This window comes from Hoeflea sp. (assembly GCF_984452065.1).
This window is the reverse complement of record NZ_CFHWAF010000095.1, coordinates 1-17,939: the sequence shown is the minus strand read 5'-3', so window position 1 is coordinate 17,939 and position 17,939 is coordinate 1. Positions and strand designations below refer to the sequence as shown.

General features: G+C 60.6%; 16 protein-coding genes. 8 read left to right on the top strand and 8 right to left on the bottom strand.

Features of this window, described 5'->3' with window-relative positions; translation table 11 throughout:
• Window positions 1-615: 615 nt before the first annotated feature.
• Both AC5E6N_RS16900 and AC5E6N_RS16895 read left to right on the top strand, forming a co-directional pair.
• Window positions 616-1,575 (top strand): Bug family tripartite tricarboxylate transporter substrate binding protein, encoded by a 960-nt coding sequence (locus AC5E6N_RS16900; protein ID WP_491748915.1) that lies wholly within the window; start codon window positions 616-618, stop codon window positions 1,573-1,575.
• 105 nt (window positions 1,576-1,680) lie between these two features.
• Window positions 1,681-3,651 (top strand): tripartite tricarboxylate transporter permease, encoded by a 1,971-nt coding sequence (locus tag AC5E6N_RS16895; protein WP_491748914.1) that lies wholly within the window; start codon window positions 1,681-1,683, stop codon window positions 3,649-3,651.
• A 69-nt stretch (window positions 3,652-3,720) separates the two neighbouring features.
• Here the strand turns inward: AC5E6N_RS16895 and AC5E6N_RS16890 are convergent, their stop codons facing one another.
• The 6 genes from AC5E6N_RS16890 to AC5E6N_RS16865 all read right to left on the bottom strand — a co-directional run bounded on the left by AC5E6N_RS16890 (window position 3,721) and on the right by AC5E6N_RS16865 (window position 11,143).
• On the bottom strand, window positions 3,721-4,623 hold the full coding sequence (locus AC5E6N_RS16890; protein WP_491748913.1) for a LysR substrate-binding domain-containing protein: 903 nt from the start codon (window positions 4,621-4,623) through the stop codon (window positions 3,721-3,723).
• A 424-nt stretch (window positions 4,624-5,047) separates the two neighbouring features.
• Complete coding sequence (locus AC5E6N_RS16885) at window positions 5,048-6,136, bottom strand: Gfo/Idh/MocA family protein (protein WP_491748912.1); 1,089 nt, start codon at window positions 6,134-6,136, stop codon at window positions 5,048-5,050.
• 114 nt (window positions 6,137-6,250) lie between these two features.
• Entirely contained in the window at window positions 6,251-7,372 is a 1,122-nt protein-coding gene (locus tag AC5E6N_RS16880; RefSeq protein ID WP_491690544.1) for an ABC transporter ATP-binding protein, read from the bottom strand.
• Complete coding sequence (locus AC5E6N_RS16875; protein ID WP_491748911.1) at window positions 7,373-8,761, bottom strand: carbohydrate ABC transporter permease; 1,389 nt, start codon at window positions 8,759-8,761, stop codon at window positions 7,373-7,375.
• Window positions 8,762-8,812: 51 nt separating this feature from the next.
• Entirely contained in the window at window positions 8,813-9,856 is a 1,044-nt protein-coding gene (locus tag AC5E6N_RS16870; RefSeq protein WP_491748910.1) for a carbohydrate ABC transporter permease, read from the bottom strand.
• 30 nt (window positions 9,857-9,886) lie between these two features.
• Entirely contained in the window at window positions 9,887-11,143 is a 1,257-nt protein-coding gene (locus AC5E6N_RS16865) for an ABC transporter substrate-binding protein (protein WP_491748909.1), read from the bottom strand.
• Window positions 11,144-11,304: 161 nt separating this feature from the next.
• On the opposite strand from AC5E6N_RS16865, the gene AC5E6N_RS16860 reads away from it, so the two are divergent.
• The 3 genes from AC5E6N_RS16860 to AC5E6N_RS16850 all read left to right on the top strand — a co-directional run bounded on the left by AC5E6N_RS16860 (window position 11,305) and on the right by AC5E6N_RS16850 (window position 14,952).
• The gene (locus AC5E6N_RS16860; protein WP_491748908.1) at window positions 11,305-12,234 is read left to right on the top strand and encodes a LysR family transcriptional regulator; all 930 of its coding nucleotides are present in this window, start codon (window positions 11,305-11,307) and stop codon (window positions 12,232-12,234) included.
• A gap of 112 nt (window positions 12,235-12,346) precedes the next feature.
• Window positions 12,347-13,366, top strand: a complete 1,020-nt coding sequence (locus AC5E6N_RS16855) for a LacI family DNA-binding transcriptional regulator (RefSeq protein WP_491748907.1) — start codon at window positions 12,347-12,349, stop codon at window positions 13,364-13,366.
• Window positions 13,367-13,491: 125 nt separating this feature from the next.
• Entirely contained in the window at window positions 13,492-14,952 is a 1,461-nt protein-coding gene (locus tag AC5E6N_RS16850; RefSeq protein WP_491748906.1) for an FAD-binding oxidoreductase, read from the top strand.
• Here AC5E6N_RS16850 and AC5E6N_RS16845 read toward each other — a convergent pair.
• Both AC5E6N_RS16845 and AC5E6N_RS16840 read right to left on the bottom strand, forming a co-directional pair.
• Window positions 14,891-15,304 (bottom strand): HigA family addiction module antitoxin, encoded by a 414-nt coding sequence (locus AC5E6N_RS16845; protein WP_491748905.1) that lies wholly within the window; start codon window positions 15,302-15,304, stop codon window positions 14,891-14,893. The two genes, AC5E6N_RS16850 and AC5E6N_RS16845, sit on opposite strands and share 62 nt — an antisense overlap.
• A 17-nt stretch (window positions 15,305-15,321) precedes the next feature.
• Window positions 15,322-15,489 (bottom strand): hypothetical protein, encoded by a 168-nt coding sequence (locus tag AC5E6N_RS16840; protein ID WP_491748904.1) that lies wholly within the window; start codon window positions 15,487-15,489, stop codon window positions 15,322-15,324.
• Between AC5E6N_RS16840 and AC5E6N_RS16835 the strand changes: the two genes are divergently transcribed.
• From AC5E6N_RS16835 to AC5E6N_RS16825, 3 genes are all read left to right on the top strand, one after another.
• Window positions 15,488-16,312: a class I fructose-bisphosphate aldolase gene (locus tag AC5E6N_RS16835; RefSeq protein WP_491748903.1), complete on the top strand. Its 825-nt coding sequence runs from the start codon at window positions 15,488-15,490 to the stop codon at window positions 16,310-16,312. The genes AC5E6N_RS16840 and AC5E6N_RS16835 overlap by 2 nt on opposite strands.
• Complete coding sequence (locus AC5E6N_RS16830; RefSeq protein WP_491748902.1) at window positions 16,309-17,349, top strand: alcohol dehydrogenase catalytic domain-containing protein; 1,041 nt, start codon at window positions 16,309-16,311, stop codon at window positions 17,347-17,349. The genes AC5E6N_RS16835 and AC5E6N_RS16830 overlap by 4 nt, the downstream gene beginning before the upstream one ends.
• On the top strand, window positions 17,342-17,939 hold a 598-nt coding region (locus tag AC5E6N_RS16825; protein ID WP_491748901.1), incomplete at its 3' end, for a xylulokinase. The genes AC5E6N_RS16830 and AC5E6N_RS16825, both read left to right, overlap by 8 nt.

Below are 17,939 nucleotides of genomic sequence, written 5' to 3'. Positions count from 1 at the left end.
GCCTCCTTCGAAGACGTCATGGGAAAAGGTCTGCCTTTTCTCAGGAACAAGGCGGGACAATACCGTCTTGTTGGATAAACGCATCCCGCTGGCAGGTGAGACTGGATTACGGTGCGAGTTCTCGGCCGCTGGCTTGCGGAGCAAAAGAGCCCGCTGGATCGTCGAAAGCACCAACGGTATCCACGACGTTTTCCAAGAACCGCCACGGTCGTTTTCGGGACAGCGATCTGTTTCACAAAGTCTTCGAAAATGTGGTCGCGCGTTGCCTTGCTGAAGGCGTTGTCGGCCGCACGATGAATTTGAGCCGCTCATCCATAACGTTACACTCCTTCCAGGGCACCCTCGCTCTAAAGTGTCACCTGTGTCTCCGGAATGGATTGGACTGCACCCGAAGGTTGATACAAACCTCCAGTTCTGGTTATGTAGCGACAACACGGTCCTGTGGGGTTTTCCGAGGCTTGTCGGCGACGATGTCGGGCTTTGCTCAAAAGCCCGTGCGTTTGCGACAAATGCGAGGGAATTTTACGCCGGAGAACTTGGAGTCAAAACGCCTATATAAGGCAATCCAATCGCCTCAGCCGATCATGGGCTGAGCACAAATATGGAGGAGACATGATGATCAAAAACGCTTTTTTTGCCTTGCTGGGCACTGCATCGCTGGGACTGGCAAGCCTTCCTGCAATTGCCGAGGACTTTCCGGCCAAGTCCGTCGACTATGTGATCCCGTTTGGCCCCGGCGGCGAGTCAGACATAACGGCACGGTTGCAGCAGCCCTATTTCAAGGACAAGTTCGGCCAGGATCTGGTGGTTTCCTATAAGCCCGGCGGCGGCGGTGCCGTTGGCTGGTCACAGCTCAATTCGATGGCGGGCGACGGCTATTCCATCATGGGCATCAACCTTCCGCATATCGTCATCAAGCCGCAACAGGGTGACGTCGGCTTCGAGACCGACGACATCACCGCGATCTACATGTTTCACTACACTCCGGATGCGATTGTCGTGAACGCCGACAGCGATATCAAGTCGCTGCAGGACCTGATTGACTTCGCAAAGGCCAATCCGAAAAAACTGACCATGTCAGGTTCCGGAAAGGGAACCGCCAACCATCTGGCGCAGGTCCGGTTCGATCGGCTTGCGGATGTCGAGACCACCTATGTCGCCTTCAAGGGAACCGGCGCTTCGACAACGGCGTTGCTCGGAAATCAGGTCGGTGCTCAGTGGGGTTACACGACGGTCGGCGCAAAGCAGGGAGACAAGGTCCGGATGCTTGCCGTCGCCATGGACGAACGCCATCCGTCGTTCCCGGATGTGCCGACGTTCAGGGAGCTTGGATTTGATATCGTTTCCGGCGCCTATCGCGGCATTTCCGTTCCCAGCTCAACCCCGGAAGACGTCCGCCGGAAGCTGTCGGACATGATTGCCGAGATCAACGCCGACCCGGCATTCCAGAAGCAGATGCTGGACGGCGGCTTCGCTCTGCTGGATATCGGCTATGGCCCCGACATGGATGCATGGCTTGCGGCGCGCGCGGAAGAATACACCGCCGCCGCGAAAAGCGCCGGCGTCATCAACTGAACGCTTTTCAAGGGGCGGCCTTCCGGGGCCGCTCCTTACCACCCGTTTCTGCATGACAAGTTGACTGCCTGACCGCCAGATAGCCGGGTACAGCGGAGCCGCTCCATGGTCGAGTATATTCTTTCGGCATTTACGCCGTTCAACCTCATCCTGGCCCTTGCAGGGGTCGCCGCCGGAACCATTATCGGCTCCATCCCCGGCCTGACCGCCACCATGGCAGTGGCGGTGCTGGTGCCCATCACCTTTTCCATGTCACCCGACAGCGCCTTGATCCTGATGGGTGCCATCTATACCGGCGCGATTTATGGCGGTGCTTACGCCGCGATCCTGCTCAACACGCCGGGCACCCCGTCTGCCATCGCCACCACATTCGATGGCTACCCCATGGCGCGCCGGGGTGACGGCGACCTGGCCGTCTCGGTTGCCTGTCTGTCATCGGTCGTCGGCGGCCTGGTGGGTGCTCTTGCGCTCCTGTTGCTGGCGCCGCCGCTTGCCGAAGCAGCGCTCGCCTTTGGCCCGGTGGAGTATTTCTGGCTTGCCATATTCGGGCTGTCGCTCATCGCCGCCCTGTCGACCGGTGATTTTCTGAAAGGCGTCATTGCCGCCTGTTTCGGTCTTCTGCTGTCGATGATCGGGATCTCGGAAACGAGCGCGGAAGTGCGATTCACCTTCGGTTCGCAAACGCTTCTCGGCGGCATCGAAATCGTCTCGGCGCTGATCGGGCTTTATTGTATCCCGGTCCTGATCGATCTGGTGGCGACGCCTGCCCGCCATCTCGAAGCACCGGAAAAGGGCCGCGGATTTCGACTGCCGGAAGCGTTCGGCAAAATGATGGTGAACAAGTTCAACGTGCTGCGCAGTTCGGTCATCGGAACCCTGGTCGGCGCCCTGCCCGGTGCCGGTGGTTCGATCGCGGGGCTTGTCGCCTATTCGGAAGCACGGCGGCAGGGCAAGGGTGAAGAAAAGTTCGGCGAAGGCAACCCCGGCGGCATCGTTGCGACCGAGTCCGCCAACAATGCGACCGTCGGCGGCGGATTCATTCCGACGCTTGTGCTCGGGATTCCAGGTACGCCTCCCGATGCCGTCATTCTCGGTGCCTTGCTGGTGCAGGGTGTGCGTACCGGGCCGACGCTTTTCGCCGACGGCGCAAACATCGTCTACACATTCATCTTCGGCCTGTTCCTGGCAACGGTCCTGATGCTGCCCGTCGGCCTGCTGATCGGGCGTTTTGCCTATGGCGCGATCGTGCGGGCGCCCAAATCGGCGCTTGTTCCGGTTGTCGCCTTCATGACCGTCATCGGAACCTTTGCGATCCGCAACAGCATTTCCGATATCGCAATCATGGTGATCCTCGGGATCATCGGCTGGGTCGCCACAAAGCGCGGTTTTTCCGTTTCGCCCATCGTCCTGGGGCTTATTCTGGGCCGCATTGCCGAACAGGGCTTTGTGCAAGGCTGGACGATCGGCGATGCCGTCGGCGATTTGTGGGGACAGTTTTTCGGACGCCCGCTGTCCATGGTCATCATAGCGATGACGCTGGTGAGCTTTATCTATCCCTTCCTGCCGCAAATCCGGCGTCTGGTCATGCGCTCGTCGCTGGAGCCGATTGTTGACCGGGAACATGCACCCGCAGGCGCGGTCTTGCGGGATCTGGTTTCCTACGTGATCTTCGGTGCGATCGGGCTTGTGGTCGTCATTCAAAGTGCATCGCTGAACGCCGATGCGGCAGTCTTTCCGCAGACCATTGCCTACGGCATGCTGTTTTTCGTCGCGGTCGCGATCGTCAAGCTGCTGATTGTCCGCGATGTCGTCGAGGAGACCGCCGAAGGATCGGTCTTTCGGCGCATCGCAGTTCCCGTGATCATGCTGGGCACCGTTGCGATCATTTCGACGGTCGGCTTCGGCGCCGCCGGTTTGCTGATGGGCGTCGCGTTGATGATGGTTGCACAACACGGCACGGCCTCACGTCAGTTCTGGCTGTTTCTCACTCTTGGTGTGCTGGCGACGATCATCATATTCACCTTCGGCTTCAGGAACCTCCTGAGCGTACCATTGCCGACCGGGTGGTTCCTCTAACCCGGCGCGGTGTTCCAGGGCCTGTTTCCTCGCCGCGGTCAAATGCGTCAATCTAATCGCAACTCACATCTAAGCCTTCCGCCAGGAACAGACAGCACGGGACATTTCTTCCTTTAGCCAGGACTTAAATCTCATGACATCCTTCTTGTGAGCACTGGCCCTGCCAACGATCGACCATAGCCCGAAGCCCGTGGAGCGACGGTCATCAAAAGGTTCCACAAGATGACCAAGTTCGATCGAGCGGCACGCGAGGATTTCCGACGCCATGTAGACACCTTGCCCGCTCATTGCTGCGTCAAGACAAAGAGACGGATCGGTGAACTTTGGCCCATTGGAAAGCATCGCCTCGGTCATTTCATAAGGATGCAACCACATGTCCCAGGTGCCGGGCAGGAATCCACCGCGGATGATTGGGACGGACCTCAGGTCGTTCGGCTCGGCAAGACGAGCGGCCACATCTGGCGAGCAGACCGGAAAAACCCTCTGTTCCAGTAGCGGTTCCGCTTCAACGCCGGGCCACGATCCCTTGCCGAAGCGAATCCGCAAGTCCGTCTGCAGTTGCTCAGGATGAACGTCCCGGTCGTCTGAATCGATTTGGATATGCACGTGCGGAAAAAGCGCCGTGAACCTGGGCAACTGCCACACCAGCCAGCGGTTAGCGAAGACAGGCATCACCGACACGGTCAGCGATGTTGCCAATGATCGATCGGCAAGGGAAACCGCAGAAGCCAGACTGGCCATGCCATCCGTCAGTTGGTGAAGCACTTTCTCGCCGATTTCGTTGGGTACAAGTCCTTTCGAGGTGCGAATGAAGAGCTTGCACTTCAAAGCTTCCTCAGTCTTGTTGATTCGCTGACTAACGGCACCCGCGGTTACGCCCAGCTCTTTTGCGGCTCCGGCAAGCGACCCCAGCCGCCCGACGGATTCAATGGCCCGTAAACCTGACAGATGGATTCGGTTCAATTCTCGCATTGAGAGAATCTAAATTCGCGCCTTCGCGGAATCAATGTTTTCACTGACGAATGCCGGATAATTCGCACATATGATCTCGCAAGTGTCGATCCACCGCCCGAACCCGCTCTATCTGCTCATTCCACTTGGAAGCGGATGCTTTGTTTCTTTGCTTGTGCATTTCAATGACGCATTGGCGCGCCATAGCAACATGCTCCATTCAACATGGGAAGCCTTGCTGCGCTGGCTTTGTTGATGGTTTTTGCTCGTGGCCGCGCGGATTTTTCGGCGCTTTCATAACCCTGTTGACGACGTTTGCCGTCAACTCCGCAACAAGTCTCTCCGGCACACTTGCATTGGTGCTAACAGGTCAAACGGCGTTCGGACTTGCTGCAGACCGTTGGGGTTGCCCGGCTTCGCGGGTTCGCGGCGGCTGCCTGGAAGGTTACTGGTCCGTGGTGATCTGCACCGCGCAGCCGGTTTCCGAAGAGGTCTGCGCCGCCATGCCCATCTTGACCGCCAGCCAGCCGTCGCGCAGGCCTACAACGGGTGTGCCGCCCTTCTCCAGCATGTTGCGAAAGGCCAGATGCTGGAAATAGGTCGAGCCGTGGTGGTCTCCGGCGGCGTCAAGGTAGTCGTCAACGGGCAGGTCAATTTCGATCTGGCGGCTTTTGTCGCGGGGCAGGAGGACGAGCTTGGGATTAGGACGCGGTCCCCGGTGTTCGGGCCACAGCTTGGCCGGCATGGGGATCAGGCAATCGATACGCCCCTTGGGGCCGACGGCCGTTATTTCCTCCTGCCATTGCGCCCCTTCCGCGAACATGCACAGGTCCAGCATCGCCCGCGTACCCCTGGAAAAGTCCACCACCGCAAAGGCGGCATCCCAGATATCCGACGGTTGCGCCTCATCCTTGTGATTCACCGCCTGCCAGCCCGACCCCATCACGCGCACCGGCTCGTCTCCCACGATCAGGCGCATCAGGTCGAAGAAGTGGCAGCATTTCTCCACCAGCGTGCCGCCGGTTTTACTGTTGCGACGGTTCCAGGCGCCGACCTTGTCCAGAAACGGAAAACGATGCTCGCGGATGCTCAGGTGTTTGACGCCGCCCGTGGCCGCCTCCAGTTCTTCAAGGAAGCGCTGGATCGGCGGCATGAACCGATACTCCATTCCGACCCAGATCGGAGCGGTGTAGGACCGTTCCAGTTGCGCGACAATTTCCCGGTCTTCCGCCCGCATCACCAGGGGTTTTTCCACCAGGAGCGGCAGTTGCCGCAGTGTTGCTATCCGGGAAAGCTGCTCGGCGTGCTGGTAGTTGGGCGTCGCAATGACCAGGGCGTCAAGCTCAGGCCTGCGCATCAAATCCTCAAGCGAGTCGACCGCCTGGGCCCGCGGTACAAGCGCCTGTGTGGCAGCGCGCATCCCTTCGTCGGGTTCGAAAAAGGCCGTGACTTCGCACCCCTCGACGAACGCCAGGTTGCGTATGTGCTCCTGGCCCATGAAACCGGCGCCGAGGATACCGTAGCTTTTGCCCATTCCAAACTCCCTTGAATGACTGAATTCAGATCGCCAGTTTTCCATGCCGCCACCGCCGGGCTGCCCTGTGACGGGCCCCGCGCCCGGCCGAACCTGGCCTTCGCGCCCGCAGCTTCAACGAAACCGTCGCCTGTGATCGGCATCGGTTTCATCCTGGCGTGCCCGCAATGTCGTGCCGGTGCGCGCGTCGAAAAGGTGAACACGATCCGGTTTGGGCGCAACCGCGATGCGGTCGCCCCGCGCCAGACGCATTTGGCCCTGGACGCTGACCGTAAGCCTGGCACCGCCTTCAAGCTCTCCGAAGATGAAGGTTTCGGTTCCCAGTTGTTCAACCGTTGTAACCGCCAGCGGGGTTCCTCCCTCGGTCACAACATCGATGTCGCTGGGACGCGCCCCGAACACAACGGGCGCGCTTTCGCGCAGCGCAAAACGGTCGGCCGGCAGCCGGATCTCGTCCCGGTTGCGAAGCCTGAGGATAAGCCGATCGCCTTCAACGAGAACGTCGGCATTCAGGAGGTTCATCTTCGGTGAGCCGATGAAACCGGCCACAAAAGTGTTCGCCGGCTCGTTGAACAGATCGAGCGGCGCCCCGAATTGTTCAAGGGTTCCGTCTCGCAGGACCGCGATACGGTCGGCCAGGGTCATCGCCTCGACCTGGTCGTGCGTGACATAGATCATCGTGTTGCCCAGCCGCCGGTGCAGGTCGGCGATTTCGCCGCGCGTGGCGACACGCAGTTCGGCGTCGAGGTTCGACAGGGGCTCGTCGAACAGAAAGATTTTCGGCTCGCGGACCACCGCCCGGCCGATTGCCACGCGCTGGCGCTGCCCGCCGGAAAGCTGCCCCGGCTTGCGCTCCAGATACGGTTCGATCTGCAGCATCCTGGCGGCCGCTCTGACCCGCTCCTCGATCTCGTCCGCGGGCATTTTCGCATTCTGCAGGCTGAAGCCCATGTTCCGGCGAACGGACATGTGCGGGTACAGCGCGTAGGACTGAAACACCATCGCCAGCCCCCGTTTCGCCGCCGAGATGCGGTTGACGATTTCCCCGTCGATGCAAACCTCTCCACCGCTTATGCTCTCAAGTCCGGCGATCATCCGCAGAAGCGTCGATTTTCCGCAACCCGACGGTCCGACGAAGACGCAGAATTCACCGCTCTCGACCGTCAGGTCGATCCCGTGAATGACCTCGACGGTGCCGTAGGATTTCTTGAGGTTCCTGAGTTCCAGTTTGGCCATTCACTTCATACCCGTATTGGCTATGCCGGTGGTGATGTAACGCTGCAGGAACACGAAAACCAAGGTCGTCGGGATGAGGCTGACGACCGTCATCGCAAGACGGAAATGTTCCTGATTGACGTGCTCTCCCTGAAACTCCAGCAGGCAAAGCTGGATCGTGTAGGCCTCCTTGACGGTTGCAATGGCAACCATCGGCGTGATCAGGTCATTCCAGCGCCAGACGATGGACAGGATGCCAAGCGCGGCAATGGCCGGCAGCGCCAGGGGCAGGACGATTTTCCAGTAGATTTTCCATTCGCTGGCGCCATCCATCCGCGCCGCCTCGATCAGTTCCTCGGGGATCGTCAGCATGTACTGACGCAGGAGGAACACGCCGGCCGGCGTTGCCGCCCCGGGGATGATGACGCCCCAGATCGAGCCGGACAGACCCGTCGCGTTGATTGCCTTGAAGAGCCCGACCAGCGCGATTGACGGCGGAATAAGGAGGGTCGCGAGCACGATGGTCAGGAAAAAAACCTGTCCGCGGAATTGATACTTCGACAGGGCAAAGGCGGCCATCGAGTTGATCAGCAGCGTCAACAGTGTCGCGATGACCGTCACCAGCACCGAATTGGTTATGCAGGTGGTGAAGTTCACCGTGGCCCCGACATTGGTGCCGCGCAGAGGCGCGATGTAATTGCCCCATTCAAAGGCAACATTTCGCTCGGCCGACACGGTTTGTGCCGGCAGCCGCACGACTTGGCCCGATGGATCGTCCAGTGCCCGGCCGGGCAGGAAGGGCTTGCGTGCCGTCACGTCGGGAACCGCCCATTCCTTGATCTCACCGGTGTCCGGATGCGGCGCGATCACCAGCACCTGAGCGACGACCGACGCGGCCCTGAATGGCGGGATGCCGAGGAACTCCATCATCAGCCGCCGTTCGTCCTGCGAGAGCGGCGCCAGCGCGGCATCCACGTCCACCTCGGCCCGCGACGCCGCCGGCATGGTCGCGTAGCGCCTTGTCCAGTCAGGCAGGTTCTTTTCGGCGATCAAGGCCAGAGCCTGTTCGGCCACCAGCCCCAGATGGCTGCGCAGCGCATAATAGGTGTCACCCGACTGTGTTTCCAGGAAGCCCCGCACATCGAGCGAGGCTTTTTCCTCCTCGCTCAGGGACCTCCAGGTCAGAACCCAGTCCGGCATGTCTTTCAGGATAAAGATCTTGCGCCCTTCCGGCCCGTGGACGGTGGCCCGGCCCACCCGCTCGAAATCGCCCGGGATAAGCGAGATGTCCTGTTTTTCGATCTGAAAGGGTGTCTTGACGGAGTTCAAGGCAAGCCAGGCGACGGGGATGAAAATGACCAGGAGTCCCAGCAACAGGTAGCTGTAGGCAAGCCAGTCGGCCAGGGACATCCGCCCGTATCCCTGCCGCCTCGTCAAAAAGGAAGCAACGCCGCCCACCGCCTACTTCCCCCGCGTCAGATGGAACTGCAGCATCGACAGAATGCCCAGGAGGACCGCGATGATCAGGGCCGCCGTCGCCGCAATACCCAGCCCGTGCGCTGTCGGCGTCCCTCGCAGTCCGGAGGTCTCGAAGATGTAGTTCACCACCGAAACCCACCGTACCTGCATGGCATAAAGCTCTTCAAAGGCCTGGAATGCCTTGATCAGGGACAGGACGATCACCACCAGCAAGGTCGGCATCAGCAGAGGCAGCGTGATCTGGGTCAGCTTGCGCCAGTCCGAGGTGCCGTCCATCTCGGCCGCCTCATAAAGATCGGCGGGGATCGACTGCAGGCCGGCGAGCAGGATCAGCATGTAGAACCCCAGATGGGCCCAGGTGTAGACGAATATCGACCAGAACATCGTCCAGCTTGGATCCACCAGCCACTGGATCGGCGCGTCGATCCAGCCCCAGTCCATCAGTGTCAGCGACATTACGCCGTGGCGTTTCAGGATCAGTGTCCAAAGAAAGCCCACCACGACGGGGCTGAGCATCACCGGATAGAAATATACCGAACGCCAGAAGCCGCGCCCGATTATGTTCCGGTTGAGCACCAGGGCCGTGACAAGGGCGAAAAACACCATGATCGGCACCTGGAAAACCACAAAGACCGCCGTGTCCATGACCGAGCGGTAAAACTTGTCGTCTTCCCGGTTCTCGCCTCCCGTGTCGATCTGGGTATCGCTCAAAAGCCGCGCCCAGTTGTCGCCTCCGGCATAGGGCCGCTGGTCGAAATTGATCGACGCGCCCTCGGTGAAGGAGAAACCCAGATTGATAAACAGGGGCGCAAACGTGAACATGCCGAAGATCAGCATGTTCGGGATGAGAAAGAGATACGGCAAGGGCGCGTCGCCCGCCATCTTCTGGGCAAGCTCCACCGGCCAGCCGATCACCGCCATGCACCGGTCGGCCAGGCCGCCGTGTGGTTGGGACACAAGCACCCCAACCACAAGATAGGCCACGAGCGATATCGTCCAACTGTTGACGAGAGCGGAATTCAGCACCGGACGATTTCCTCCCGCTGCCGCTTCGGTTCACTCAGCGATCTTCGCGGCAATGTCGGCATCCATGGCGCTCAGCGCCTCGTCCAGCGTCATCTCGCCCGTGATCGCCTTTGTCATGTATTCGGGGATCGCCCCGAAAATCACGAAGTTCTTCGGGTATCCCTGGAACACGAAGGCCTGCGGCGTCGTGGTCGCGGCTTTCAATGCGTTGTCGCCAAAGACGTTGAGGGCCTCAGCCACCCGGGCCGACGCGCCGACATATTCGACGCCCTCCTTTTGAATGGTCGCGTGTGCCGGAATGTTCAGCGACCTCGCATAGTATTCCCGTGCGATCTCCGGACGGGCGAGGAAGTCGATAAAGGCGGCCACGGCCTCGGGGTGCTTCGTCGATTTGAACCCGGTTATCGCAGCCCCGCCGACCATCGCGCCGCAGCCGCCTTCGCCGCAGGGAACCGGCACGGCCTTCCACTCGAAGTTCGAGATGTTGCTGTCGTAGTTCTTGATCATCCAGGACCCGGCAAAGTGCATCGCCACCTCTTCGTTCATGAAGAGTGGCGCGGCATTTCGGTATTGGGTGCTCGACCCCGCCGGCCAACCGGCCTCCGGCATAAAGCCGCTCTTGTGCCAGTCGACGAATGTTTCGGCGAATGTGCGGAAACCGTCATCGACCAGGATCGGTTCGCCTGCGTCATCGAAGAACCTGGCGCCGTATGAGAAAGCCGGCCCGCCAAAGCGGTGCCCCGTGCGATCAAGCGCAAAGGCCGCATCGAGGCCGAGGGTCTCTTTCACCGCGGTCAGGGCCGTCACCCACTCGTCCCACGTTGCGCCGGCGCCGGGGATTTCAACGCCGGCGTCTTCGAACATGGTGACGTTGACGAACGGCCCCGTAACGGTCGAGCCGGGCAGGCCGTATATGCCCTTGGTGTCGCCCTCGGGCCGCATCCAGGGCAGCATCGTGCCGAATTCGGTCTCGAAAAACGAGACGTCGACATAGGGTGACAGATCCAGAAAGAACTGAGCCATGCCGCCCAGATCCGTCACCCGCGCCACATCGGGCGCCGCGTCGCCGGTTTGAAGCTGGTTCAGAAGCTGATCGCGAATGACCGTGTAGGCCACCACATTGGTGTTGACCACATGACCGGATTCGGCCGTGAAGCGTTCGGCCAGTTCCGCAATGACCTCGCATTCATTGCCGTTGTTGTAGCACAGGAACTCGATTTCCGCCGCGGATGCGAATGCCGGCAGAAATACGGTCAACGCCGCCGAGATGTTCAATACTGTTTTCATGCTATTTCCTCCCTTCCTGAGTACCGCGAGTTCTCCGTTGAGGCCGACCGGTTCGATCATCGGCCGTGGCAAGAGGCGGTTTTTCGAAGGTTATAGGGGCCTTTTTCATTTGAGTAGTCTCAAAGGTTGTCCAAAGCCATCACCTGAGGTAATGGCTTGCCATGCGTGAATACGACTTGCCAAATCTCACCGTGCTTCGTCAGTTCGTTGAAATCGACCGGGCCCAGGGAATCACGCGCGCGGCCCGCAACCTCGGAGTCAGCCAGTCCGCCCTGTCAAAGAACATGCGCCGGCTCGAACGGACCGTCGGCGCGGATCTGTTCACCCGCCACACCCGCGGCACGGAACTGACCTCCGCGGGCGAGGCGTTCCTGCGCCACGCCCGGCGCGTCCTGATCGAATACCGAAATGCGGTCGAGCTTGCCCGCAACAGCACCATGGCAGGCACGAGGGCATTGCGCGTGGGTGCGGGTGTCGGCTTTGGTATGACCATCATCCCGCGCTCCATTCCACTGTTCCAGACACGCCTGCCTGGACACCGGCTGATGATCCAGACGCTGGGGGTCGAGGAGGTTTTGCGAAATCTGGAGTTGAACCGGATCGATATCGCCGCCCATGCCCTGGCGCGGTTCACGTCGAGCAAGTTCACCCGCGAGCCTATCTATCAGACGCGTCGCGCGATCATGTGCGCGCGAAACCACCCGCTTGCGCAGCAGGACGCAGGTACGATCCCGCTTGAAGCTGTCGCCGAGTTCCCGCTCGTCGCACTGGGAATCGACAGCGTCCAGAAGCAGGAGCTCGAGAGCATCGTTCTTAGAAGCAACGCAAAACCCTTGACCTTCGCCGTCGAGTGCGACTCGACGACGGCCGTCCTGAATATCCTTCAGGATGCAAATCACCTGATGTTCGGAAGTGCGCTCATCGCCGAATTCGAACCCGCGGGAAACATCGTCTCCTTACCGGTGGAGATTGACCTGGGACGCTACGAAATCGGGTTCATTTTTGATGAAGGAAGCGACCTGATCGTGGAACTGCGCGCCTTCATGGCCGCCGTGCGCAAGACAATGGCTCTTCTGGTCGACGCTGCTTGATCCGATGGACACGGGGTTGCCTGGAGCGGATAGAATAATTGAGGTTGACATGGAAGAGGCCGTGGCGAACCCTTGTCGCTGCTTCAGAAAAGGCAACAGACGCAAGATTGAAATGCCGAAGTCTTCAAAGCAACGCGCAACGTTGATCGACGTGGCGAAACGCGCACGGGTCGACGTTTCGACGGCTTCGCGCGTATTGCGGGGCGATGCGGCCCAGCGTGTCGGCAGCGAGACCAGGGACCGCATTCTCAAATCGGCCAGGGAACTTGAATATCTTCCCAATTCGGTTGCCCGGGCTTTGCGCACCTCAAAAACCCATACGCTTGGCATCGTTGTGCCGCAGTTGGACAATCCGGTGTTTTCCGCGGTGATTCGAGGCGCGCAGAAGGCGGCATTCGCCGAAGGGTACGCGTTGCTGATCTCGCATCGGGAACCAGGGGAAACGGCAACCACAATAGCCAATCTGTCAAAGCGCAGCAGGGTCGATGGCCTGCTCGTGGCAAGCCTGGATGACGATGAAGTCCTTCGCTCCGACCTGGACGCTGCAAACGTTCCCCATGTTCTGCTGAACCGCCAGTTGCCGGGCGCGCCTTATGCGGTTGTTCTGGATAGCCGTGAGGCCGCGAAGCGCGCCACAAGCCATCTGATCTCGCTGGGTCACAGACGAATAGCGCATCTTAGCGGACGTCCGGGCGGGTTCAATGCGAACGAGCGGCTGAAAGGTTATCGCGATGCTTTGCGCGAAGCAGGCATAGACTATGACGACAGCCTGGTCGAAGAGGCCGGGTATACTTTTGAGGGCGGGAAAAAAGCCATGCTCGGCCTTATGGAGAGCGATGCAACGGCGGTGATGGCCGCGACAATGGTATCCGCCGCAGGTGCCATGGCCACGCTGCATGAAGCGGGCTGGCCGATCCCCGAACGCATGTCGATCATTGCGTTGCATGACGGAGCGATCGCCGAGATGCTGTACCCGGCGCTCAGCACGATCAGCATGCCCACGGAAGCAATGGGCCGTGTGGCCGCGACGATCCTGATCCGCCTGCTGGACGGCGAAAAGCCCGATGCTGTCGCCGCCCTGCCGGCGGGCTCCTTGATTGCCCGGGCATCCACCGGACCGCGGAAGATCTGAATTGTTTCTTGATATCATGATTCGGCTGCCTCATGTTTGCCATGAACAAACGATTGTTCAAAGGCGAATTTGGCTGTTTTATCTTATGTGTACTGCGGAGCGGAACAAAAATGTCGGAACCGGATATGGCTCGGAAAAATGCCCGAACAAATACGGAAATCGCAGCGGCCCTGACGGATATCGTCGGGGCGCAGCACGTCCTGGCTGACGAAAAATCGGTACGTGACTACGCCCATGACAGGCTTCCGTTCGCGAATTACGTCGCGCGCGAAGGCCGGCTTGCAGGTGTCGCCCCGCGCATGGCGGTTTGTCCCGGCAACGCCGACGAGGTCCGGAAGATCACGCAACTGGCAAGGCGGTCCGGGCTTCAGGTGATTCCCTTCGGTAGCGGCTCCGGCGTTCTGGGTGCCACGATCCCCATTTCCAACGAGATCATGGTCGATATGCGCCGCATGGATCGGATCGTCAGTCTGGATGCCGAAAACGCGATGGTGACCGTTCAGGCGGGGATGAACGGAGGGGCGTTTGAAGCTGAACTGAACTCCAGGGGCTACACATGCGGACATTTTCCGCAATCCCTGGAGATTTCAACGGTGGGCGGTTGGGCCGCCTGCCGCGGAGGAGGGCAAGCCTCAAGCCGGTTCGGGAAGATTGAAGACATCGTGTTGGGCCTGAAAGCGCTGCTGCCGGATGGATCCGGCATCGACATCCGCCCCGTGTCGCGACGCGCGGTGGGCCCGTCCTTGCGCGATCTCATGATCGGCAGCGAGGGTGTATACGGCATCATCACTGAATTGACCCTGCGTGTCTGGAAGCTGCCCGAGGTCGAAAACGGAGTCGTGCTGGCTTTTCCGTCTTTGCAGGCCGCCTGGGACACGGTGCGTGAAATCATGCAGGCTGAACTGCGGCCGACGGTGGCCCGTATCTACGATCAGGTCGAAAGCCACGAACGCACCGGGGGCCAGGGTGTTTTCGGCACGCACCCGATCCTGGCGATCTTCATGTTTTCCGGCAGCGTGAGACTGGCAGCGCTGGAAGAGCGTATGTCGCTTGAAATTGCCGCGCGGCACGGGGCCGTCGACGGCCCCGTGGACATATACGATCAGTGGAAGAAGAGCCGCTACGTGGCGCTCTCCCCGAAATGGCAGGCGCAGGGCTTTTACAACGATACAATCGAGGTCACCGGGAAGTGGTCCGCGATACCTGCCATGTTTGACGCGATGGGCGAGGCGGTGCGTGCAATCTGCCCCGACGCCCATTTCGGAGCCCATTGGTCGCATATCTATCCCGAAGGCGCGTGCCAGTACATGACGATCCGATTGCCGCGGATGCCGCAGGAAAAGGCGCTGCCCCTGCATGATGCCATGTGGGAGGCGATCCAGTCACTGACCCTTGATCATGACGGCTCGATCTCGCACCACCATGGCGTTGGCGTCTTCCGTAATCGTTGGCTGGCCCGTGAACTGGGTGGCGGTCTTGCGGCGCTTCAGCAGATTAAGGATGCATTGGATCCGGACAATCTATTCAACCCCGGCAAGGTCGGTCTTCGTCCGCCTGCCGGCTCCGTTGTCGTCGGGAAGGGCTGATCATGCGGGAATTCCCGAGGGGTGTTTTGAAATGACGGATTCTTGCCAATGAACCGCTCCGAGGTCTTATGCAACCCGGGTTGGTATCTGAATCTATCTCTGATCCAACATCGCGTTGCGCCTTGCGAAGCTCATAGCTTTTCCGAAGATTCATCCAAGATACAGCCGAATTGCCAAACCACTTACCAAGCCGTAGCACTGTGTCTGCTGTGATATTTCGGCGTCCACGGATCACTTCGGAAATCCGGTTTTCCGGAACCCTGAGCTGAAGTGCAAGTTCGGCTGCGTTCATACCCATTTCGGCAAGTTCGTCTTTCAGGATTTCGCCGGGGTGTATTGGTGTTCTACCCATCAAAACATCTCCTGCTCTCAGTGGTAATCGACGATTTCCACATTCTCCGGACCATCATCAATCCAATCGCCGATTGCGCGCTCGCTTCGATAATTGATTTTACCAATTTGCAACACTCCTTCTCTTAAAGAAGAGATGGTGATAGAAAAGATTATACCAATTTCAAATTCAGAAAGATCCGCCATGTTCCTAGGCAAAGATGTCCGGCTCAGCCGGCTCGTTCACCCCGTCTCCGGCCGAATGCTCGCCGTTACGGTGGACCACCCGATCACACGCGGGGTGCTGCCGGGGCTGGTCGATATACGCTCGGTCATGAAGCGCGTCGTTGCGGGCAAACCCGACGCCATCACCATGCATAAGGGCATCGCGGAGAAGGTTTTCGCGCCCTATGCCGGGCAGACCTCGATCATCATGAAGGCAACGGCCTATTCGGTGCATTATCATCCGACCTATGATGCGCCGGTTGCCGATGTCGAGGAAGCCGTCCGCCTGGGCGCGGACGCGATCTCGGTGGGCTGCATCGTCGGTGGTCCGGACCAGGCCGGCCAACTCACCTTTCTCGGTCAGATGTCCAAGCAGGCGGCGGCGGCGGGAATGCCGCTCGTCGCTCATATCTATCCCAAGGGTGCCCTGGTCAAAGACCGGCAGGATGCCGAGGCGCTGGCCTACGCCGTCCGCGCGGGCGCCGAACTGGGCGTAGACATCATCAAGACTTTGTGGACGGGCTCGGCGGAGAGTTTCCGGTCGGTGATCGCGGCCTGTCCGGCCATCGTTGCGCTGGCCGGCGGGGAGGCCGGCGAAACGCTGGAGGACTATCTGAGCATGACGCGCGAAGCGCTCGATGTCGGCATGGGCGGCGTGACCTATGGCCGCTTCGTCTGGTCGCATCGCCAAACCGCCGCCGTCATCCGCTCACTCAACGCGATGATGCACCAGGATATGGACGTGGACGGGGCTTTGCGCGTTTTCGATCAGGCGGTCGAGGAAGAAAAGGAACTGGGCGCATGAAGGCCGCTGTCCTGCATGCGCCCGAGGAACTGCGGCTGGAGGAGCGTGTGACGCCCCGGGCCGGCGCCGGCGAACTCGTGCTCCGCGTTCGCGCGGCCACGGTGTGCGGCACCGATATTCGGATCGTGAGCGGCCGCAAGACCAGGGGGGTGCGTTTTCCGTCGGTTCTGGGGCATGAGCTGGCGGGTGAGATCGTCGATGTCGGCGCGGACGTGCGCGATTTCGCGGTCGGCCAGGTGGTTGCGGTCAACCCGGTGATGCCGTGTCGCTGTTGCGCCCATTGCCGGCGCGGCCGGGAAAATGTCTGTTTGAACCGGCAGGCGCTCGGCTACGAGTTCGATGGCGGCTTTGCCGAATATGTGAAGCTGCCGGCCCTGGCGCTGGAGGCCGGCAATGTCATGCCCATTCCCGAGGGCATGTCTTTCGAGACCGCCGCACTGGCCGAGCCGCTGGCGTGCTGTGTCAACGGAATGCGCAATGTGGGCGTTTCGCTCGGCGATGCGGTCGTGGTCCTGGGCGCCGGCCCGATCGGTCTGATGCATGTGGCGCTGGCCCGGCGTGCCGGCGCGCGCGCGGTGATCGTGAGCGAGCCGAACGTGGAACGGCGCGAGGCGGCGCATGCGATGGGCGCGCTCATCGTCTGCGATCCTTCCGGTGAGGATGTTTCAAAGGCCGTCGATGCGGCGACGGACGGTCTGGGCGCCGACGTGGTGATCGTCGCCATCGGCCTTGAGCCGCTGGCCAACGAGGCTCTGGGGCTCGTGCGCAAGGGGGGACGGGTCAATCTGTTCGCCGGATTTTCCAAGGGCGCGCTGGCCAGTTTCGACGTCAATCTGGTTCATTATCACGAGATCGCGGTCACGGGCGCCAGCGCGCTGCGCCGCGTGGACTATGAAACGGCGTTCAGCCTCTTGCGGAGCGGGCTGATTGCGACGGGTCGGCTGATCACGCATCGTTTCGACATGAGCGAGGCGGTCCAGGCCATTCAGTTTGCGCGCGGCGGCAAGGGCTTGAAGGTGGCCATCTGCAATGGGTGAGGCGTTTGTCGGCATCGATGCGGGAACGAGCGGGGTCAAGGTCTGCGCCTTCGACCGCGACGGCACATTGTTGGCCAAGGCCCATCGGCCGATCCCGGTCGTCACGCCCCATGCGCTGTGGGCCGAGATGGAGCTGGAGCGTTATTGGCAGGCCACTGCGCAGGCGATTTCGGAAGTGGCCGGCCGGGTGGCGGGTATCGTCTCCGTAGGGCTTGCCTCGACATGCCCGACCACCATACTTCTGGACAGGGACGGAAGGCCGGTCCGGCCGGGCATCCTCTATCTCGATGGCCGCGGCGATGCCTCGCTTTCGCAAGTCGTCGGCGACGGCGGCGAGGATTATCGCGCAAGGACCGGCAACCGGGTCAGCGTGTCGACATGCTGGGTCGCCAATCTGGACTGGGTCCGGCGGAACGAGCCCGAAGCGTGGCGGCGCACCGCGCAGGTGACGATGCTCAACGGCTATATCGGGCAGTGCCTCACCGGCGCCATCGCGATGGAGCCGACCCATGCTTCCTATTCCGGACTGATGGACCTGGCGGCGCCCACGGCCGATTGGGACGACGATCTGCTCGACCTTTGGGGTCTGG

Excerpts from the sequence above, each read along its gene's own strand:
- AC5E6N_RS16835 (WP_491748903.1), top strand. The coding sequence starts at position 15,488 with ATGTTCCTAGGCAAAGATGTCCGGCTCAGCCGGCTCGTTCACCCCGTC.
- AC5E6N_RS16865 (WP_491748909.1), bottom strand. The coding sequence starts at position 11,143 with ATGAAAACAGTATTGAACATCTCGGCGGCGTTGACCGTATTTCTGCCG.
- AC5E6N_RS16880 (WP_491690544.1), bottom strand. The coding sequence starts at position 7,372 with ATGGCCAAACTGGAACTCAGGAACCTCAAGAAATCCTACGGCACCGTC.
- AC5E6N_RS16830 (WP_491748902.1), top strand. The coding sequence starts at position 16,309 with ATGAAGGCCGCTGTCCTGCATGCGCCCGAGGAACTGCGGCTGGAGGAG.
- AC5E6N_RS16840 (WP_491748904.1), bottom strand. The coding sequence starts at position 15,489 with ATGGCGGATCTTTCTGAATTTGAAATTGGTATAATCTTTTCTATCACC.
- AC5E6N_RS16855 (WP_491748907.1), top strand. The coding sequence starts at position 12,347 with ATGCCGAAGTCTTCAAAGCAACGCGCAACGTTGATCGACGTGGCGAAA.
- AC5E6N_RS16890 (WP_491748913.1), bottom strand. The coding sequence starts at position 4,623 with ATGCGAGAATTGAACCGAATCCATCTGTCAGGTTTACGGGCCATTGAA.
- AC5E6N_RS16845 (WP_491748905.1), bottom strand. The coding sequence starts at position 15,304 with ATGGGTAGAACACCAATACACCCCGGCGAAATCCTGAAAGACGAACTT.
- AC5E6N_RS16885 (WP_491748912.1), bottom strand. The coding sequence starts at position 6,136 with ATGGGCAAAAGCTACGGTATCCTCGGCGCCGGTTTCATGGGCCAGGAG.
- AC5E6N_RS16860 (WP_491748908.1), top strand. The coding sequence starts at position 11,305 with ATGCGTGAATACGACTTGCCAAATCTCACCGTGCTTCGTCAGTTCGTT.
- AC5E6N_RS16875 (WP_491748911.1), bottom strand. The coding sequence starts at position 8,761 with ATGTCCCTGGCCGACTGGCTTGCCTACAGCTACCTGTTGCTGGGACTC.
- AC5E6N_RS16895 (WP_491748914.1), top strand. The coding sequence starts at position 1,681 with ATGGTCGAGTATATTCTTTCGGCATTTACGCCGTTCAACCTCATCCTG.
- AC5E6N_RS16850 (WP_491748906.1), top strand. The coding sequence starts at position 13,492 with ATGGCTCGGAAAAATGCCCGAACAAATACGGAAATCGCAGCGGCCCTG.
- AC5E6N_RS16900 (WP_491748915.1), top strand. The coding sequence starts at position 616 with ATGATCAAAAACGCTTTTTTTGCCTTGCTGGGCACTGCATCGCTGGGA.